13 protein-coding genes are annotated in these 14,503 nt (G+C 70.6%); 11 read left to right on the forward strand and 2 right to left on the reverse strand.

All coding sequences use genetic code 11. The features are described from left to right. Nucleotides 1–14: 14 nt before the first annotated feature. A complete protein-coding gene (locus tag ACWGIH_RS37605; protein WP_453450129.1) occupies nt 15–1,310 on the forward strand; it encodes a cytochrome P450 in 1,296 nt (431 codons plus the stop codon). 6 nt (nt 1,311–1,316) lie between these two features. Here the strand turns inward: ACWGIH_RS37605 and ACWGIH_RS37610 are convergent, their stop codons facing one another. Next, complete coding sequence (locus ACWGIH_RS37610; RefSeq protein WP_453450128.1) at nt 1,317–1,994, reverse strand: N-acetylmuramoyl-L-alanine amidase; 678 nt, start codon at nt 1,992–1,994, stop codon at nt 1,317–1,319. Nucleotides 1,995–2,055: 61 nt separating this feature from the next. Between ACWGIH_RS37610 and mnmA the strand changes: the two genes are divergently transcribed. Further along, nucleotides 2,056–3,192 carry a tRNA 2-thiouridine(34) synthase MnmA gene (gene mnmA / locus ACWGIH_RS37615; RefSeq protein ID WP_453450127.1) on the forward strand — a complete coding sequence of 379 codons (1,137 nt, stop codon included), beginning with the start codon at nt 2,056–2,058 and terminating at the stop codon, nt 3,190–3,192. A gap of 13 nt (nt 3,193–3,205) precedes the next feature. Here mnmA and ACWGIH_RS37620 read toward each other — a convergent pair whose 3' ends face one another. Then, nucleotides 3,206–3,556: a DUF427 domain-containing protein gene (locus ACWGIH_RS37620; protein ID WP_453450179.1), complete on the reverse strand. Its 351-nt coding sequence runs from the start codon at nt 3,554–3,556 to the stop codon at nt 3,206–3,208. 85 nt (nt 3,557–3,641) lie between these two features. Between ACWGIH_RS37620 and ACWGIH_RS37625 the strand changes: the two genes are divergently transcribed. From ACWGIH_RS37625 to gatB, 9 genes are all read left to right on the forward strand, one after another. Continuing rightward, nucleotides 3,642–4,187, forward strand: a complete 546-nt coding sequence (locus tag ACWGIH_RS37625; protein WP_453450126.1) for an LOG family protein — start codon at nt 3,642–3,644, stop codon at nt 4,185–4,187. Nucleotides 4,188–4,218: 31 nt separating this feature from the next. Further along, a complete protein-coding gene (locus tag ACWGIH_RS37630) occupies nt 4,219–4,908 on the forward strand; it encodes an SDR family oxidoreductase (protein ID WP_371527023.1) in 690 nt (229 codons plus the stop codon). Further along, nucleotides 4,905–5,900 carry a methionine synthase gene (locus ACWGIH_RS37635; RefSeq protein WP_453450125.1) on the forward strand — a complete coding sequence of 332 codons (996 nt, stop codon included), beginning with the start codon at nt 4,905–4,907 and terminating at the stop codon, nt 5,898–5,900. The genes ACWGIH_RS37630 and ACWGIH_RS37635 overlap by 4 nt, the downstream gene beginning before the upstream one ends. A 30-nt stretch (nt 5,901–5,930) precedes the next feature. Then, nucleotides 5,931–8,114: an NAD-dependent DNA ligase LigA gene (gene ligA / locus ACWGIH_RS37640; RefSeq protein WP_453450124.1), complete on the forward strand. Its 2,184-nt coding sequence runs from the start codon at nt 5,931–5,933 to the stop codon at nt 8,112–8,114. A gap of 248 nt (nt 8,115–8,362) precedes the next feature. Continuing rightward, nucleotides 8,363–10,759 carry a putative bifunctional diguanylate cyclase/phosphodiesterase gene (locus tag ACWGIH_RS37645; protein WP_453450123.1) on the forward strand — a complete coding sequence of 799 codons (2,397 nt, stop codon included), beginning with the start codon at nt 8,363–8,365 and terminating at the stop codon, nt 10,757–10,759. A gap of 121 nt (nt 10,760–10,880) precedes the next feature. Continuing rightward, the gene (gene gatC / locus ACWGIH_RS37650) at nt 10,881–11,177 is read left to right on the forward strand and encodes an Asp-tRNA(Asn)/Glu-tRNA(Gln) amidotransferase subunit GatC (RefSeq protein WP_016642027.1); all 297 of its coding nucleotides are present in this window, start codon (nt 10,881–10,883) and stop codon (nt 11,175–11,177) included. Between the two features lie 5 nt (nt 11,178–11,182). Then, nucleotides 11,183–12,688: an Asp-tRNA(Asn)/Glu-tRNA(Gln) amidotransferase subunit GatA gene (gene gatA / locus ACWGIH_RS37655; RefSeq protein WP_453450122.1), complete on the forward strand. Its 1,506-nt coding sequence runs from the start codon at nt 11,183–11,185 to the stop codon at nt 12,686–12,688. Beyond that, nucleotides 12,685–12,927, forward strand: coding sequence for a hypothetical protein (locus ACWGIH_RS37660; RefSeq protein WP_249587590.1), 243 nt, complete (start codon nt 12,685–12,687; stop codon nt 12,925–12,927). The genes gatA and ACWGIH_RS37660 overlap by 4 nt, the downstream gene beginning before the upstream one ends. A gap of 16 nt (nt 12,928–12,943) precedes the next feature. After that, a complete protein-coding gene (gene gatB / locus ACWGIH_RS37665) occupies nt 12,944–14,455 on the forward strand; it encodes an Asp-tRNA(Asn)/Glu-tRNA(Gln) amidotransferase subunit GatB (protein ID WP_453450121.1) in 1,512 nt (503 codons plus the stop codon). The last annotated feature ends 48 nt before the right edge of the window (nt 14,456–14,503 follow it).

Consider the following 14,503-nt stretch of genomic DNA (forward strand, 5'->3'; position numbering starts at 1 on the left):
ACGACAACCCCCTCATGGAGTTCACATTGAAGGCGAACCTCCGCTCTCGCATCGCCGCGCGGCTCGGACGCATGTACCTCTCCCGTATCCAGCGGAACGGGATCAGCGCCTCCACGATCTCGAAGCTGCCCGAGCCCCTGCTCGCGCCGATGCGCCGCGACGGGCTCGACCCGGTCGCCAGGCTCACCGAGCACCAGGCGGAGCAGCCGATATCCAAGGTGCCGCTGCCGTTCGGCATGGACGCCTGGGTGGTCACCGGCTATGACGAGGTGAAGGCGGTCCTCGGCGCGACCGACGGCTTCAGCAACGACTTCATGAACCTCGCGGGCAACGCCGGAGTGATCGACGACCACCATCCCGGCGGCCTCGGCTTCAGCGACCCCCCGGTCCACACACATCTGCGCCGGATCCTCACGCCCGAGTTCACGATGCGCAGGCTGCGCCGCCTCACGCCCCGGATCGAGGCCATCGTCGAGGAGCGGCTCGACGCGATGGAGGCCGAGGGCGCGCAAGGGCCCGTCGACCTCGTCCAGGCCTTCGCGCTGCCGATCCCCTCCCTGACGATCTGCGAGCTGCTCGGCGTGCCCTACGAGGACCGCCACGACTTCCAGCAGCTGGCCATGGAGCGCTTCGACCTCTTCGGCGGCGCGACCGCTCCCTTCGGCGCGATATCCGCCTCGCTCTCCTACTTCCGGGACGTCGTCAAGAAGCAGCGCGAGAACCCGGGCGACGGACTGCTCGGCATGATCGTGAAGGAGCACGGCGACACGGTCGACGACGAGGAGCTCGCCGGACTCGCCGACGGCGTCCTCACCGGCGGCTTCGAGACGACCGCCAGCATGGTGGCCCTCGGCTCCCTGCTCCTCCTGCAGCACCCGGAGACCGCGGCGCGGCTGCGCGAGGACGACGGGGCCGCCGCACCCTTCGTCGAGGAGGCGCTGCGCTACCTCACCGTCGTGCAGGTGGCCTTCCCGCGGTTCGCCCGCGAGGACATCGAGGTGGCCGGCGTGCGCATCCCCAAGGGCGACCTCGTCCTGTGCTCCCTGAGCGGCGGCAACCGCGACGCCAAGTACACCCCCGACGGCGGCGGCTTCGACCCGCACCGCAAGGCCTCGGGCCACCTCGCCTTCGGGTACGGCATCCACCGCTGCATCGGCGCCGAACTGGCTCGCATGGAGCTGCGCGCCGCCTACCCGGCCCTGGTCAGGCGCTTCCCCGAGATGCGGCTGGCGGTCGCCCCCGAGGAACTCGCCTTCCGCAAGCTGTCCATCGTGTACGGGGTGGAGTCGCTGCCGGTGCACCTTCGGTAGCGGGAATCAGTCGAGGGCCGCGCGGGCCTTTCTGACGAGCTTCAGATACCGGTCCCAGTCCCAGTGCGGCCCGGGGTCCGTGTGGTCCGTGCCCGGCACCTCCACGTGCCCGATGATGTGCTCGCGGTCCACCGGGATGTCGTACCGCTCACAGATGCCCGCCGTCAGCCGCGCCGACGACTCGTACATCGCGTCGGTGAACGAGGACTTCTTGTCGACGAAGCCCTCGTGCTCGATGCCGATGCTCCGTTCGTTGTAGCTCTTGTTCCCCGCGTGGAACGCCACGTCCAGCTCGCGGATCATCTGCGCGACGTGCCCGTCCTTGCGCACCACGTAATGGGCCGCCGCGCCGTGCCCGGGGTCCTTGAACACCTTCAGTGCCGTCGCGTACCCGCCCTGCACGACGTGGATGACGACCATGTCGATGCCGTAGTCGTCGGGGCGGTCCGCGCGGCGCCAGTTGTAGTCGGACGCGGCTATCCACTGCGCGCCCCGGGCGTCGACCTCGCCCTCCTTGCGCTTCTTCACCACGCCGGGCATCCGCCACCACAGGCGCCCCAGCTCGTCCGACGCGAGCACGGCCGTGCCGACGGCCGCCGCGGCGCCGCCGATCAGGAGCGTCCGCCGGTTGACGCCCCGGCGTCCCTGCCCCTGCTCCGCTGTCGAGTCCTGTTCTTCCCCCATGTGATCGTCAACGCTTACTCACGGGCGGCTGGTTCCCGCGGGCCCGTACCCTGTTAGAGCTATGACTGAGAACCGGACCCCGCAGCACCCCCGCCCCCTCCGCGTGCTCGCCGCCATGTCGGGCGGCGTGGACTCCGCCGTCGCCGCCGCGCGTGCCGCCGAAGCCGGGCACGACGTGACCGGAGTGCACCTGGCGCTCTCGGCGAACCCGCAATCGTTCCGCACGGGCGCACGAGGCTGTTGCACCATCGAGGACTCCCGCGACGCCCGCCGCGCCGCGGACGTCATCGGCATCCCGTTCTACGTCTGGGACCTGGCAGAGCGGTTCCGCGAGGACGTGGTCGAGGACTTCATCGCCGAGTACGAGGCGGGGCGCACCCCCAACCCGTGCCTGCGCTGCAACGAGAAGATCAAGTTCGCCGCGCTCCTGGACAAGGCGCTCGCCCTCGGCTTCGACGCGGTCGTCACCGGCCACTACGCCACGGTCGTCGTGAACGAGGACGGCACCCGCGAGCTGCACCGCGCATCGGACATGGCCAAGGACCAGAGCTACGTCCTCGGGGTACTCGACGACCGCCAGCTCGCCCACGCGATGTTCCCCCTCGGTGACACGCTCACCACCAAGGAGGAGATCCGCGCGGAGGCCGAGGAGCGTGGCCTCGCCGTCGCGAAGAAGCCGGACAGCCACGACATCTGCTTCATCGCGGACGGCGACACCCAGGGCTTCCTCGCGGACCGCCTGGGCAAGGCGGAGGGCGACATCGTCGACGCCGACGGCAACAAGCTGGGCACCCACGAGGGCGCCTTCGGCTACACCATCGGCCAGCGCAAGGGCCTGCGGATCGGCACCCCGGCCCCCGACGGCAAGCCGCGCTACGTCCTGGACATCTCCCCGGTGAACAACACCGTGACGGTCGGCCCCGTGGCCGCCCTCGACGTCACCGGCCTGACGGCGATCAAGCCCCGCTGGTGCGGCGCCGCCCCCACCGGGCCCGGCGAGTACACCGCGCAGCTGCGTGCGCACGGCGGCGAGACGGCGGTGCGCGCGGAGCTGGTCGACGGCTCGGAGCTGCGCGTCACCTTCGACGAGCCGGTACGCGGCGTGGCCCCCGGCCAGGCGATCGTGCTCTACGACGGCACGCGTGTGGTGGGGTCGGCGACCATCGCGACTACGGAGAGGGCGACGGCGGCGGTCTAGGCCCAGCCGGGCATCACCCGGCTGCTTCCACGTCGTAGAAGCAGAAGTGGTCCTTGATCCGCGCCACCGCGTCCTTCGGCTCGGGGTACCCCCACACAGCGTCCTTGCCGTCCTTGCCGTCTTCTGCGCCCGGCAGCGACCAGTAGGACGCCGTCCCCTTGAACGGGCAGTACGTCGTCGTGTCCGACGCGGTCAGGAGGTCGGTGCGTACATCCTCCGGAGGGAGGTAGTACCGCACCGGGTAGCCCGTCTCGCGCAGGAGCAGCGGGCGGCTGCTCTCGGCCACGACCTGGCCGTCCCGCACCACGCGCACCTGCTCGGTGCCCTGCTCGATGGTGATCGTGTGTCCTGCTGTCACCGTGATCTCCTTCTGCGAACGGCGGCCTGTGGACGGCCGTCCGTGAACGGCCGTGGTCCACCCAGTCTGTGCCGGATCGTACGGTGAGGCCATGAACATCTGCGTCTTCCTCTCCGCGGCCGATCTCCCCGAGCGCTACACCCGCCCCGCGCGCGAGTTCGCCGAACTGCTCGGCAAGGGCGGCCACACCCTGGTGTGGGGCGGTTCGGAGAGCGGCCTGATGAAGGTCGTCGCCGACGGTGTGCACGAGGCGGGCGGGGGGCTCGTCGGCGTCTCGGTGGACTTCCTCGCCGCCAAGGCCAGGACCGTGACGGCGCCCGACGAGATGGTGATCGCGCGTGACCTCGCCGAGCGCAAGGCGCTGCTCCTGGAGAAGTCCGACGCCATCGTGATCATGGTCGGTGGCACCGGCACGCTTGACGAGGCCACCGAGATCCTCGAACTGAAGAAGCACGGCAAGCACACGAAGCCGGTGGTCCTGCTCAACTCGGCCGGGTTCTACGACGGCCTGAAGGAGCAGTTCCAGCGCATGGAGGACGAGGGCTTCCTGCCCGTGCCGCTGACCGGTCTCGTCTTCTTCGCCGAGGAGCCCGTGGGCGCCCTCGCCTACCTGGAGGAGAGCATGGGCACGCGCTGACCTGCGCCTGCCGGGGTGCGACGATGGACGCATGGCAACACATGTGATCACCGGGGCCGGCTCCGGCATCGGCGCGGCCGTGGCCCGCCGCCTCCACGCACGCGGCGACGCGCTCGTCCTGCACGCACGGGACGCGGGCCGGGCCAAGGAACTCGCGGCGCAATTCCCCGGGTCGGCCACGCTCGTGGGTGACCTCTCCGACCCGGACAAGCTCTCCTGGGCGTTCGGCCACCAGTCGCTGCCCGACCGGGTGGACTCCCTGCTCCACATCGCGGGCGTCGTCGACCTGGGCCGGGTCGGCGACCTCACCCCCAAGTCCTGGCGCCACCAGCTCAACGTCAACCTCATCGCCCCCGCCGAGCTGACCCGCCACTTCCTGCCCCAACTGCGCGTCGCGCAGGGCCACGTGGTCTTCGTGAACTCGGGCGCGGGCCTGAGCGCCCACGCCGACTGGTCCGCCTACGCCGCCTCCAAGCACGGCCTCAAGGCCCTGGCGGACTCCCTGCGCGCCGAGGAGCACGCGAACGGCGTCCGGGTCACCTCCGTCTACCCGGGCCGCACGGCGAGCGCCATGCAGGCCAAGGTCCACCAGCAGGAGGGCAAGACGTACGACCCCTCCCGCTTCATCGACCCGGAGTCCGTCGCCACGACGATCCTGATGGCCGTGGACCTGCCGCGTGACGCCGAGGTCAACGACCTGACGGTGCGGCCCGGCCAGTGAACGCCACCAGTTGGGGCCCGGCCACCGGCATCGGGTCCATGCCCGGCGGTGACGCCCGCGAGGCCGCGAAGACCGTCACCGGCAGTTTCGAGGACTTCCCCTATCTGGCCGAGCTGCCCGCGCGGGGCCCCGGCGCCGACATGATCGGACGGACCGCCGGCATGCTCGTCGAGCTCTACGCGCGCGTGGAGCCCAGCGGCTGGCGGATCGGCGACCGGCCGGGGCGGGACACACGCCGCGCGAGGGCATGGCTCGGCGAGGACCTGGACGCCCTCGAGGAGTTCACCCAGGGGTACGCAGGGCCGGTCAAGGTGCAGGCCGTCGGGCCGTGGACCCTTGCCGCCGCCCTGGAGCTGAAGAACGGCGAGGCCGCGCTCTCCGACCCCGGCGCCTGCCGTGACCTGGCCGGATCGCTCGCCGAAGGCCTGCGCGTCCATCTCGCGGACGTACGCCGCCGCATCCCCGGCGCCCAGGTCGTGCTCCAGCTCGACGAGCCCTCGCTCATCGGCGTACTGCGCGGGCACATCAAGACCGCGAGCGAGTACCGCACCCACCGCGCCGTGGACCGCCAGCTCGTGGAGAGCACCCTGCGGGAGGTGCTCGGTGTGCATGACGGGCCCGCCGTCGTGCACTCCTGCGCGCCGGACGTACCGTTCGCGCTGCTTCGCCGGGCCGGCGCCGACGCGATCTCGTTCGACTTCTCGCTGCTCACCGAGCGTGACGACGAAGCGATCGGCGAGGCCGTCGAGGGCGGCACGAAGCTCTTCGCCGGTGTCGTGGCGGGCGTGGACGGCCCATTGTCAGACCCTGCCGGTAGCGTCATGGGTGTCAGGACGTTGTGGCGCAGGCTGGGGCTGAATCCGGGGTCTCTCGCGGAGTCGGTCGTGGTCACTCCGTCGTGCGGCCTCGCGGGGGCTTCCCCCGCGTACGCACGCGCGGTGCTCGCCCACTGCGCCCGGGCGGCGAGATCACTCGCGGACAACCCTGAGTAATTGGGTATGACGTAACGGGAGGATGTAACGGTGGCTGTCGAACAGCAAGGCTCTGTGCCCGCCGAGGCACGGGATCAGCATGCCCAGCTGGCCGAACAGATCGAGGAGCACCGCTTCCGGTACTACGTGAACGATCAACCGGTCGTCAGCGACGCCGAGTTCGACAAGCTCCTTCGCTCACTTGAGGCCCTGGAGGACGAGTACAGCGAGCTGCGCACGCCCGACTCGCCCACCCAGAAGGTCTCCGGGGCGTACGAGACCGAGTTCACCTCGGTCCAGCACCGCGAGCGCATGCTCTCCCTGGACAACGCCTTCGACGACGAGGAGCTCGCCGCCTGGGCCGACCGCGTCGGCAAGGAGGTCGGCACCACCGACCACCACTTCCTGTGCGAGCTGAAGGTCGACGGCCTCGCCGTGAACCTGACGTACGAGGACGGCAAGCTCACGCGCGCGGCCACTCGCGGCGACGGCCGCACCGGCGAGGACATCACTCCGAACGTCCGCACCATCGCGGACATCCCGGACCGCCTCAAGGGCGACGACATCCCCGCCCTCGTCGAGATCCGCGGCGAGGTCTTCTTCCCCATGGAGAAGTTCGAGGAGCTCAACGCCCGCCTGGTGGAGGCCGGCGACAAGCCCTTCGCCAACCCGCGCAACGCGGCGGCGGGTTCACTGCGCCAGAAGGACCCGCGCGTCACCGCCACCCGCCCGCTGCACATGGTGGTGCACGGCATCGGCGCCCGCGAGGGCTTCGACATCGACTGCCTCAGCCACGCCTATGAGCTCCTGAAGGCCTGGGGCCTGCCCACCGCCCAGCACAGCAAGGTGGTCCAAGGCCTCGACGGGGTACGGGACTTCATCACGTACTTCGGCGAGAACCGCCACTCCGTCGAGCACGAGATCGACGGCGTCGTCGTGAAGCTGGACGAGATCCCGCTCCAGGGCCGCCTCGGCTCGACCTCCCGCGCGCCGCGCTGGGCCATCGCCTGGAAGTACGCCCCCGAGGAGGTCAACACCAAGCTGGTCAACATCCGCGTGGGCGTCGGCCGCACCGGTCGCGTCACGCCGTACGCGCAGGTGGAGCCCGTCACGGTCGCGGGCTCCGAGGTCGAGTTCGCGACCCTGCACAACCAGGACGTGGTGAAGAAGAAGGGCGTCTTCATCGGGGACACGGTCGTCCTGCGCAAGGCGGGCGACGTCATCCCGGAGATCCTCGGCCCGGTCGTCGACCTGCGCGACGGCACCGAGCGCGAGTTCGTGATGCCCGCCGAGTGCCCCGAGTGCGGGACGGCGCTGCGGCCGATGAAGGAGGCCGACATCGACCTCCGGTGCCCCAACGCCCGGTCCTGCCCCGCCCAGTTGCGCGAGCGCCTCTTCTATCTGGCGGGCCGCAAGAGCCTGGACATCGAGAACTTCGGATATGTCGCGGCGGCCGCGCTGACCAAGCCCCTCGAACCGTCCGACCCGCCGGTCCTCGACGAGGGCGACATCTTCGACCTGACCATCGACCGGCTCCTGCCGATCAAGGCGTACGTACTGGATCAGGACAGCGGTCTGCCCAAGCGGGACCCGAAGACGGGCGAGGAGAAGATCGCCACGGTCTTCGCCAACCAGCAGGGCGAGGCCAGGAAGAACGCCCTCTCCATGCTGGAGAACATCGCGGCGGCCAAGGAGCGTCCGCTCGCGCGCGTCATCACGGGCCTGTCCATCCGCCACGTGGGTCCGGTCGCCGCCGAGGCCCTGGCCCGCGAGTTCCGGTCCATCGACCGGATCGAGCAGGCCACGGAGGAGGAGCTGGCCGCCGTCGAGGGCGTGGGCCCGACCATCGCCGCCTCCCTGAAGCAGTGGTTCGAGGAGGAGTGGCACCGGGAGATCCTGCGCAAATGGCGTGCGGCGGGGGTCCGCATGGAGGAAGAGGGCGGGGGAGAGGACGAGGGGCCGCGACCGCTCGAAGGCCTCACCGTCGTCGTGACCGGAACGCTCGAACATCACACGCGGGATGGCGCAAAAGATGCGTTGCAGAGCCGGGGAGCAAAGGTCACCGGTTCCGTTTCGAAGAAGACAGCCTTCGTGGTCGTGGGTGACAATCCGGGCTCGAAGTACGACAAGGCGATGCAGTTGAAGGTTCCGGTTCTCAACGAGGAAGGCTTCGCCGTCCTGCTGGAACAGGGACCGGACGCGGCAGCGGAAGTCGCGCTTCCGACCGAGGAGTAGCGGTTGAAGGCCACCCGTTCAGCGCATACCAGATGCATACGGGTGGCCGGGTCGCATTCGGGCAACCGTTGTGGACCGCTGCCCGTGGAAGCCTTCTGCGGCCTACTGTTGAGGTGTGCGCCTGCCGTGCCCCGCTGCGATTGGGGTATCCCCTGCTCAACGGGAGCACGGGGAAGGAGTTTCAGACGCGGCTGACTTCTGGAGCGAGTCGCGTGGCTTGGGCACCGCCGGCTGTGAGAGGGACGGGAATGGAACCGACCGAGAGCGCCGCACCGGACTCCCGGCTGCGCGCGCGCCTGCGGCGCGGGCCGGGCGCGTGGCTCAGCGGACGCAGAGCGGCACGGGGGTCACGCGAAGCGGAGAGAGAGCGCCCCGCCGTCCCCAGCACGGCAGTTGAGCGGCGCGAACGCGCATGGAGCACCGTCGGCGGGTACGGCACACAGGAGCTCGGTGTGGGCGAGAGCGCGGGCGGGCGGGACGCGGGGCCCTGTTCCACCCAGACCGGCGTCGAGGGACGGCGCAGGCCGCTCTGGCGCGGCGCCGAGGCGCACGGCCCGGACGACGGATCGGGCGAGCGCGACCCCTGGCCGGTGCTTCCGGTTGTCGTCGTGACGATCGCCGCGGTGGTGCTCGGCACGGGCTTCTTCCACGCGTTCACCGGGCGGGGCGACCTGTTCCCCTCCGGCACGGTCGGCTGGTCCCTCGCCGTCCTCACGGGCCTCATCGTCGGCCACCTCGTGGCGCTCGGCCGCGACCGCTGGTGGGGCGGCACGGGTTCGGGCGGCGCGCTGACGGTCGCCGTGCTCCTGCTGTACGGCTGGGTGCCCGCCGGAATGGTCAGCCTCACCGTCGTCGTCCTCGTCGGCGTCGCGCGCCGCCACCGCTGGCGCCAGGGCATCCTGCACGGCGCGGTCGACATCCTCGGCATCGGCGCGGGCGCGCTCGCCATGGCCGCGTTCGGCACCGCCCCGACGACGGAGTCGCCCTGGCTGCCCGAGACCTGGGACCTGTACTCGGCCCCCGAGGTGGCCCTCGCCGCCGCGGCGTACCTCGTGGTCACCCGCGTCCTGCTCTGGTACGTCCACGCGCCGCGCACCGGTGCCCTGCCCACGGTCACCCGTACGGCCCTGGTCCGGCAGGGACTCGTCGGCGTCGCGCTGCTCGGCATCGCGCCGCTGATCTGCGTGGTCGCGGCCTCGACGCCGATACTGCTTCCGCTCTTCGCGATCCCCCTCGTCGCGCTCGACTCGACGCTGTGGATAGCGCGGGCCAGGGCCGAGGAGCAGCTGCGCGACCCGCTCACCGGCCTGCCCAACCGCCAGTGGCTCCTCGAACGGACCTGGACGGCCCTGGACGACGCCGAGCGGATCGGGGCGCGCTCGGCCCTGATGCTGATCGACATGGACCGCTTCCGGTCGGTGAACGACACCCTCGGTCACCTCGCGGGCGACCGCCTGCTGCTGCAGATCGCCGACCGGCTGCGGCTCGCCCTGCCGCGCGGTGCGGAGGCCGCGCGGCTCGGCGGTGACGAGTTCGCCGTCCTGCTGCCCGTCGCCGACTCCACGACGTCCGCCACCCGCGTGGCCCGGTCCCTCGTCGCCGCCCTCGGCTCACCCCTCGACCTCGACGGCCTGACGCTGGTCCTGGAGGCCAGCGCCGGACTCGCGGTCTTCCCCGACCACGCCATGGACGCCGAAGGACTGCTCCGCCGGGCGGACGTCGCGATGTACCAGGCCAAGCGGGACCGCACGGGCGTCGAGGTGTACGAGTCCAAGCGGGACTCCAACACCCCTGACCGTCTCGGCCTGTTGGGCGATCTGCGCCGGGCGCTCGACGCGGGCGACGTGGAGCTCCACTACCAGCCGAAGGTCCAGTTCGACGGACGGGTGGCGGGGCTCGAGGCGCTGGTGCGCTGGGTGCACCCCGAGCGCGGGAAGGTGCCGCCGGACGAGTTCATCGCGATAGCGGAGTCCTCCGGCCTCATGCCGCACCTCACGGAGTACGTCCTGGAGACGGCCCTCTGCCAGGTGGCGAAGTGGCAGGCGATGGGCCTCAAGGTCCCCGTCGCGGTGAACGTCTCGCCGCGTGACGTGCACACGCCCGGCTTCGCGGGCGCAGTCGCCGCACGCCTGGCCCGCCACGGGGTCCCCGCGGGAGCGCTCCAACTGGAGATAACGGAACACGTCCTCCTTGAGGACCCGCAGCGCGCCGCGGACACCCTGGCCGGCCTGACCGGCCACGGCGTCAAGATGTCGCTCGACGACTTCGGCACCGGGTACTCGTCCCTGGTGCACCTGCGGCGGCTGCCCGTGAGCGAACTGAAGATCGACCGCTCGTTCGTGGCCCGCCTGGCCGTCGACAACGAGGACGCGGAGATCGTCCGCTGCACCGTCGACCTCGCGCACTCCCTGGGACTGCTCGTCGTCGCCGAGGGCGTCGAGGACGACGAGACGTGGGAGCGGCTGCGCGACCTGGGGTGCGACGCGGTGCAGGGATGGCTGGTCGCCGCCGCGATGCCGCCGGACGAGACCACCGCCTGGCTGCGGGCCAGGGGCTCCCGCGGGTGGCGCCGACCGGTGGACGTCGCCGCGGAGGAGGCGGCCGCCGCGGCCGCGGCCGAGGCCGGGGCCGACATCGCGAAGTAGGCCGGGCGGGCCCCGCGGGAAGGCGGCCGGGCCAGGCCGAGGCAATCCGTTTCACGGGCATGGGGTGTGGCCCCATAGGATTGGGGCCACACACCACACACTCACCCCAGAGGATCGCCGCATGCCTGGCATTACGCGCGAGGAGGTCGCCCACCTCGCCCGCCTAGCACGTCTTGAGCTGAAGGACGAGGAGCTCGACCACTTCGCCGGACAGCTCGACGACATCATCGGCGCGGTCGCCCGCGTCTCCGAGGTCGCCGACCAAGACGTACCGCCGACCTCCCACCCGCTGCCGCTGACGAACGTCATGCGCGCGGACGAGGTCCGTCCGTCGCTCACCCCCGAGCAGGCGCTCTCCGGCGCCCCGGCCCAAGAGCAGCAGCGTTTCAAGGTGCCGCAGATCCTGGGGGAGGACTAACCACCATGACGGACAGCAAGATCGACATCATCAGGCTCACCGCCGCCGACATCGCCGCGAAGGTCGCCTCCGGCGAGCTGACGGCCGTCGAGGTCACCGAGGCGCACCTCGCCCGTATCGAGGCCGTCGACGAGAAGGTGCACGCCTTCCTGCACGTCGACCGCGAGGGCGCCCTCGCGCAGGCCCGCGCCGTCGACGCCAAGCGGGAGAACGGCGAGAAGCTCGGCCCGCTGGCCGGCGTCCCGCTCGCGCTCAAGGACATCTTCACCACCGAGGGCGTACCGACCACGGTCGGTTCCAAGATCCTCGAGGGCTGGATCCCGCCGTACGACGCGACCGTCACGCGCAAGCTGAAGGACGCCGACGTCGTCATCCTCGGCAAGACCAACATGGACGAGTTCGCCATGGGGTCCTCCACCGAGAACAGCGCGTACGGCCCCACCGGCAACCCGTGGGACCTCACCCGCATCCCCGGCGGCTCCGGCGGCGGCTCCAGCGCCGCCCTCGCCTCGTACGAGGCCCCGCTCGCCATCGGCACGGACACCGGCGGTTCCATCCGCCAGCCCGCGGCCGTCACCGGCACGGTCGGCGTCAAGCCCACGTACGGCGGCGTCTCGCGCTACGGCATGGTCGCGTTCTCGTCCTCGCTCGACCAGGGCGGTCCCTGCGCCCGTACGGTCCTGGACGCCGCGCTCCTGCACGAGGTCATCGCCGGGCACGACGAGCTCGACTCGACGTCCATCGACGCCCCGGTCCCGCCGGTCGTCGAGGCGGCCCGCAACGGCTCCGTACAGGGCATGCGTGTCGGTGTCGTCAAGCAGTTCGCGGGCGAGGGCTACCAGGCCGGTGTCGTCCAGCGCTTCCAGGAGTCCGTCGCGCTCCTCAAGGAGCTCGGCGCCGAGATCGTCGAGCTGGACTGCCCGTCCTTCGACCTGGCGCTCTCCGCGTACTACCTGATCGCGCCCTCCGAGTGCTCGTCGAACCTCGCCCGCTTCGACGCCATGCGTTACGGCCTGCGGGTCGGCGACGACGGCACGAAGTCCGCCGAGGACGTCACCGCGCTGACCCGCGAGGCGGGCTTCGGCGACGAGGTCAAGCGCCGCGTCATCCTGGGCACGTACGCCCTGAGCTCCGGCTACTACGACGCGTACTACGGAAGCGCCCAGAAGGTCCGCACCCTGATCACGAAGGACTTCGAGAAGGCCTTCGAGCAGGTCGACGTGATCGTCTCGCCCGCGACGCCCACCACCGCCTTCCCGATCGGCGAGCGCGCCGACGACCCGATGGCGATGTACCTCGCGGACGTGTGCACCATCCCGTCGAACATGGCGGGCAACGCCGCCATGTCGCTGCCCTGCGGTCTCGCGCCGGAGGACGGCCTGCCCGTCGGACTGCAGATCATCGCCCCAGCCATGAAGGACGACCGCCTTTACAAGGTGGGAGCCGCCGTAGAGGCCGCCTTCGTGGAAAGGTGGGGTCACCCGCTGCTTGAGGAGGCACCGTCACTATGAGTCCGATGACTGCCAAGGCCAAGGGCTTCAGGAAGTCGAAGCCCGGCGCGTACCTGTCGATGGCCACCACCGCCTTCGGGGCGGTCTCCGTCGTCAAGCAGGCCAGGATGGCCCGCAAGGAGAACGACACGCTCCGTCTCGTCGACGCCGCTGTCTCCGCCGCCGCCATCGTCACCGGTCTTGCTCTGCTCTATCGCGAGCTGAAGAAGCTCGGCGACGACGACGTCCTGCTGGGTTGAGAGGGAAAGTTTCACCGTGACTGTCACGACTGACCTGGTGTCGTACGAGGATGCCCTCGCGACGTACGACCCCGTCATGGGCCTTGAGGTCCATGTCGAGCTGGGCACCAAGACCAAGATGTTCTGCGGCTGCTCCACCGAGCTCAAGCAGGACGCCAACAGCCAGACCTGCCCGACCTGTCTCGGACTGCCCGGCGCGCTGCCGGTGGTCAACGAGATCGGCGTCGAGTCCGCCATCAAGATCGGTCTCGCGCTGAACTGCGAGATCGCCGAGTGGTGCCGCTTCGCCCGGAAGAACTACTTCTATCCGGACATGCCGAAGAACTTCCAGACCTCCCAGTACGACGAGCCGATCGCCTTCAACGGCTATCTGGACGTCCAGCTGGAGGACGGCGAGGTCTTCCGCGTGGAGATCGAGCGCGCCCACATGGAGGAGGACACCGGCAAGTCCACGCACGTCGGTGGCGCGACGGGCCGTATCCACGGCGCGTCGCACTCGCTCCTGGACTACAACCGCGCCGGTATCCCGCTCATCGAGATCGTCACCAAGCCGATCGAGGGTGCGGGCGAGCGGGCTCCCGAGGTCGCCAAGGCGTACGTCGCGGAGCTGCGCGAGGTCATCAAGGCGCTCGACGTGTCCGAGGCCCGGATGGACAAGGGCCAGATGCGCTGCGACGTGAACCTGTCCCTGCGTCCGCACGGGCGCAAGGAGTTCGGTACGCGTTCGGAGACGAAGAACGTCAACTCGCTCCGTTCCGTGGAGCGAGCGGCGCGCTTCGAGATCCAGCGTCATGCCGCGGTGCTGAACTCGGGCGGAACGATCGTCCAGGAGACCCGTCACTTCCACGAGGAGGACGGCTCCACGACGTCGGGCCGCATCAAGGACAACGCCGAGGACTACCGGTACTTCCCGGAGCCCGACCTCGTCCCCGTCGCCCCGGCCCGTACGTGGGTCGAGGAACTGCGTGCCGGTCTCCCCGAGATGCCGCGCGTGCGCCGCAACCGCCTCCGCGAGGAGTGGGGTGTCTCGGAGCACGACATGCAGTCGATCCTGAACGCGGGTGCGGTCGACCCCATCGTCGCCACGATCGAGGCGGGCGCCGACTCGGCGGCCGCGCGCAAGTGGTGGATGGGCGAGATGGCCCGCGCGGCGAACGAGTCCGGCAAGGCCCTGGACGAGCTGGGGGTCACCCCGGTGCAGGTCGCCCGGGTCGCCGAGCTCGTCGCCAAGGGCGACCTGAACGACAAGCTGGCGCGCCAGGTCTTCGAGGGTGTCCTCGCGGGCGAGGGCACGCCGGACGAGGTCGTCGAGAAGCGCGGCCTGAAGGTCGTCTCGGACGAGGGCGCGCTGTCCACTGCCGTGGAGGAAGCGATCGCCGGTAACCCCGGGGTGGCGGACAAGATCCGCAGTGGCAAGGTGGCGGCGGCCGGTGCGCTGGTCGGCGCGGTCATGAAGGCCACCCGCGGTCAGGCCGACGCGGCCCGCGTCAAGGAACTGATCCTGGAGAAGCTGGGCGTGGAGGGCTGACGCCTTTCCGTACGGACATGAAGCGGGGCGGCGCACCCATGGGGGCGC

Source organism: Streptomyces sp. NPDC054872 (assembly GCF_053610705.1).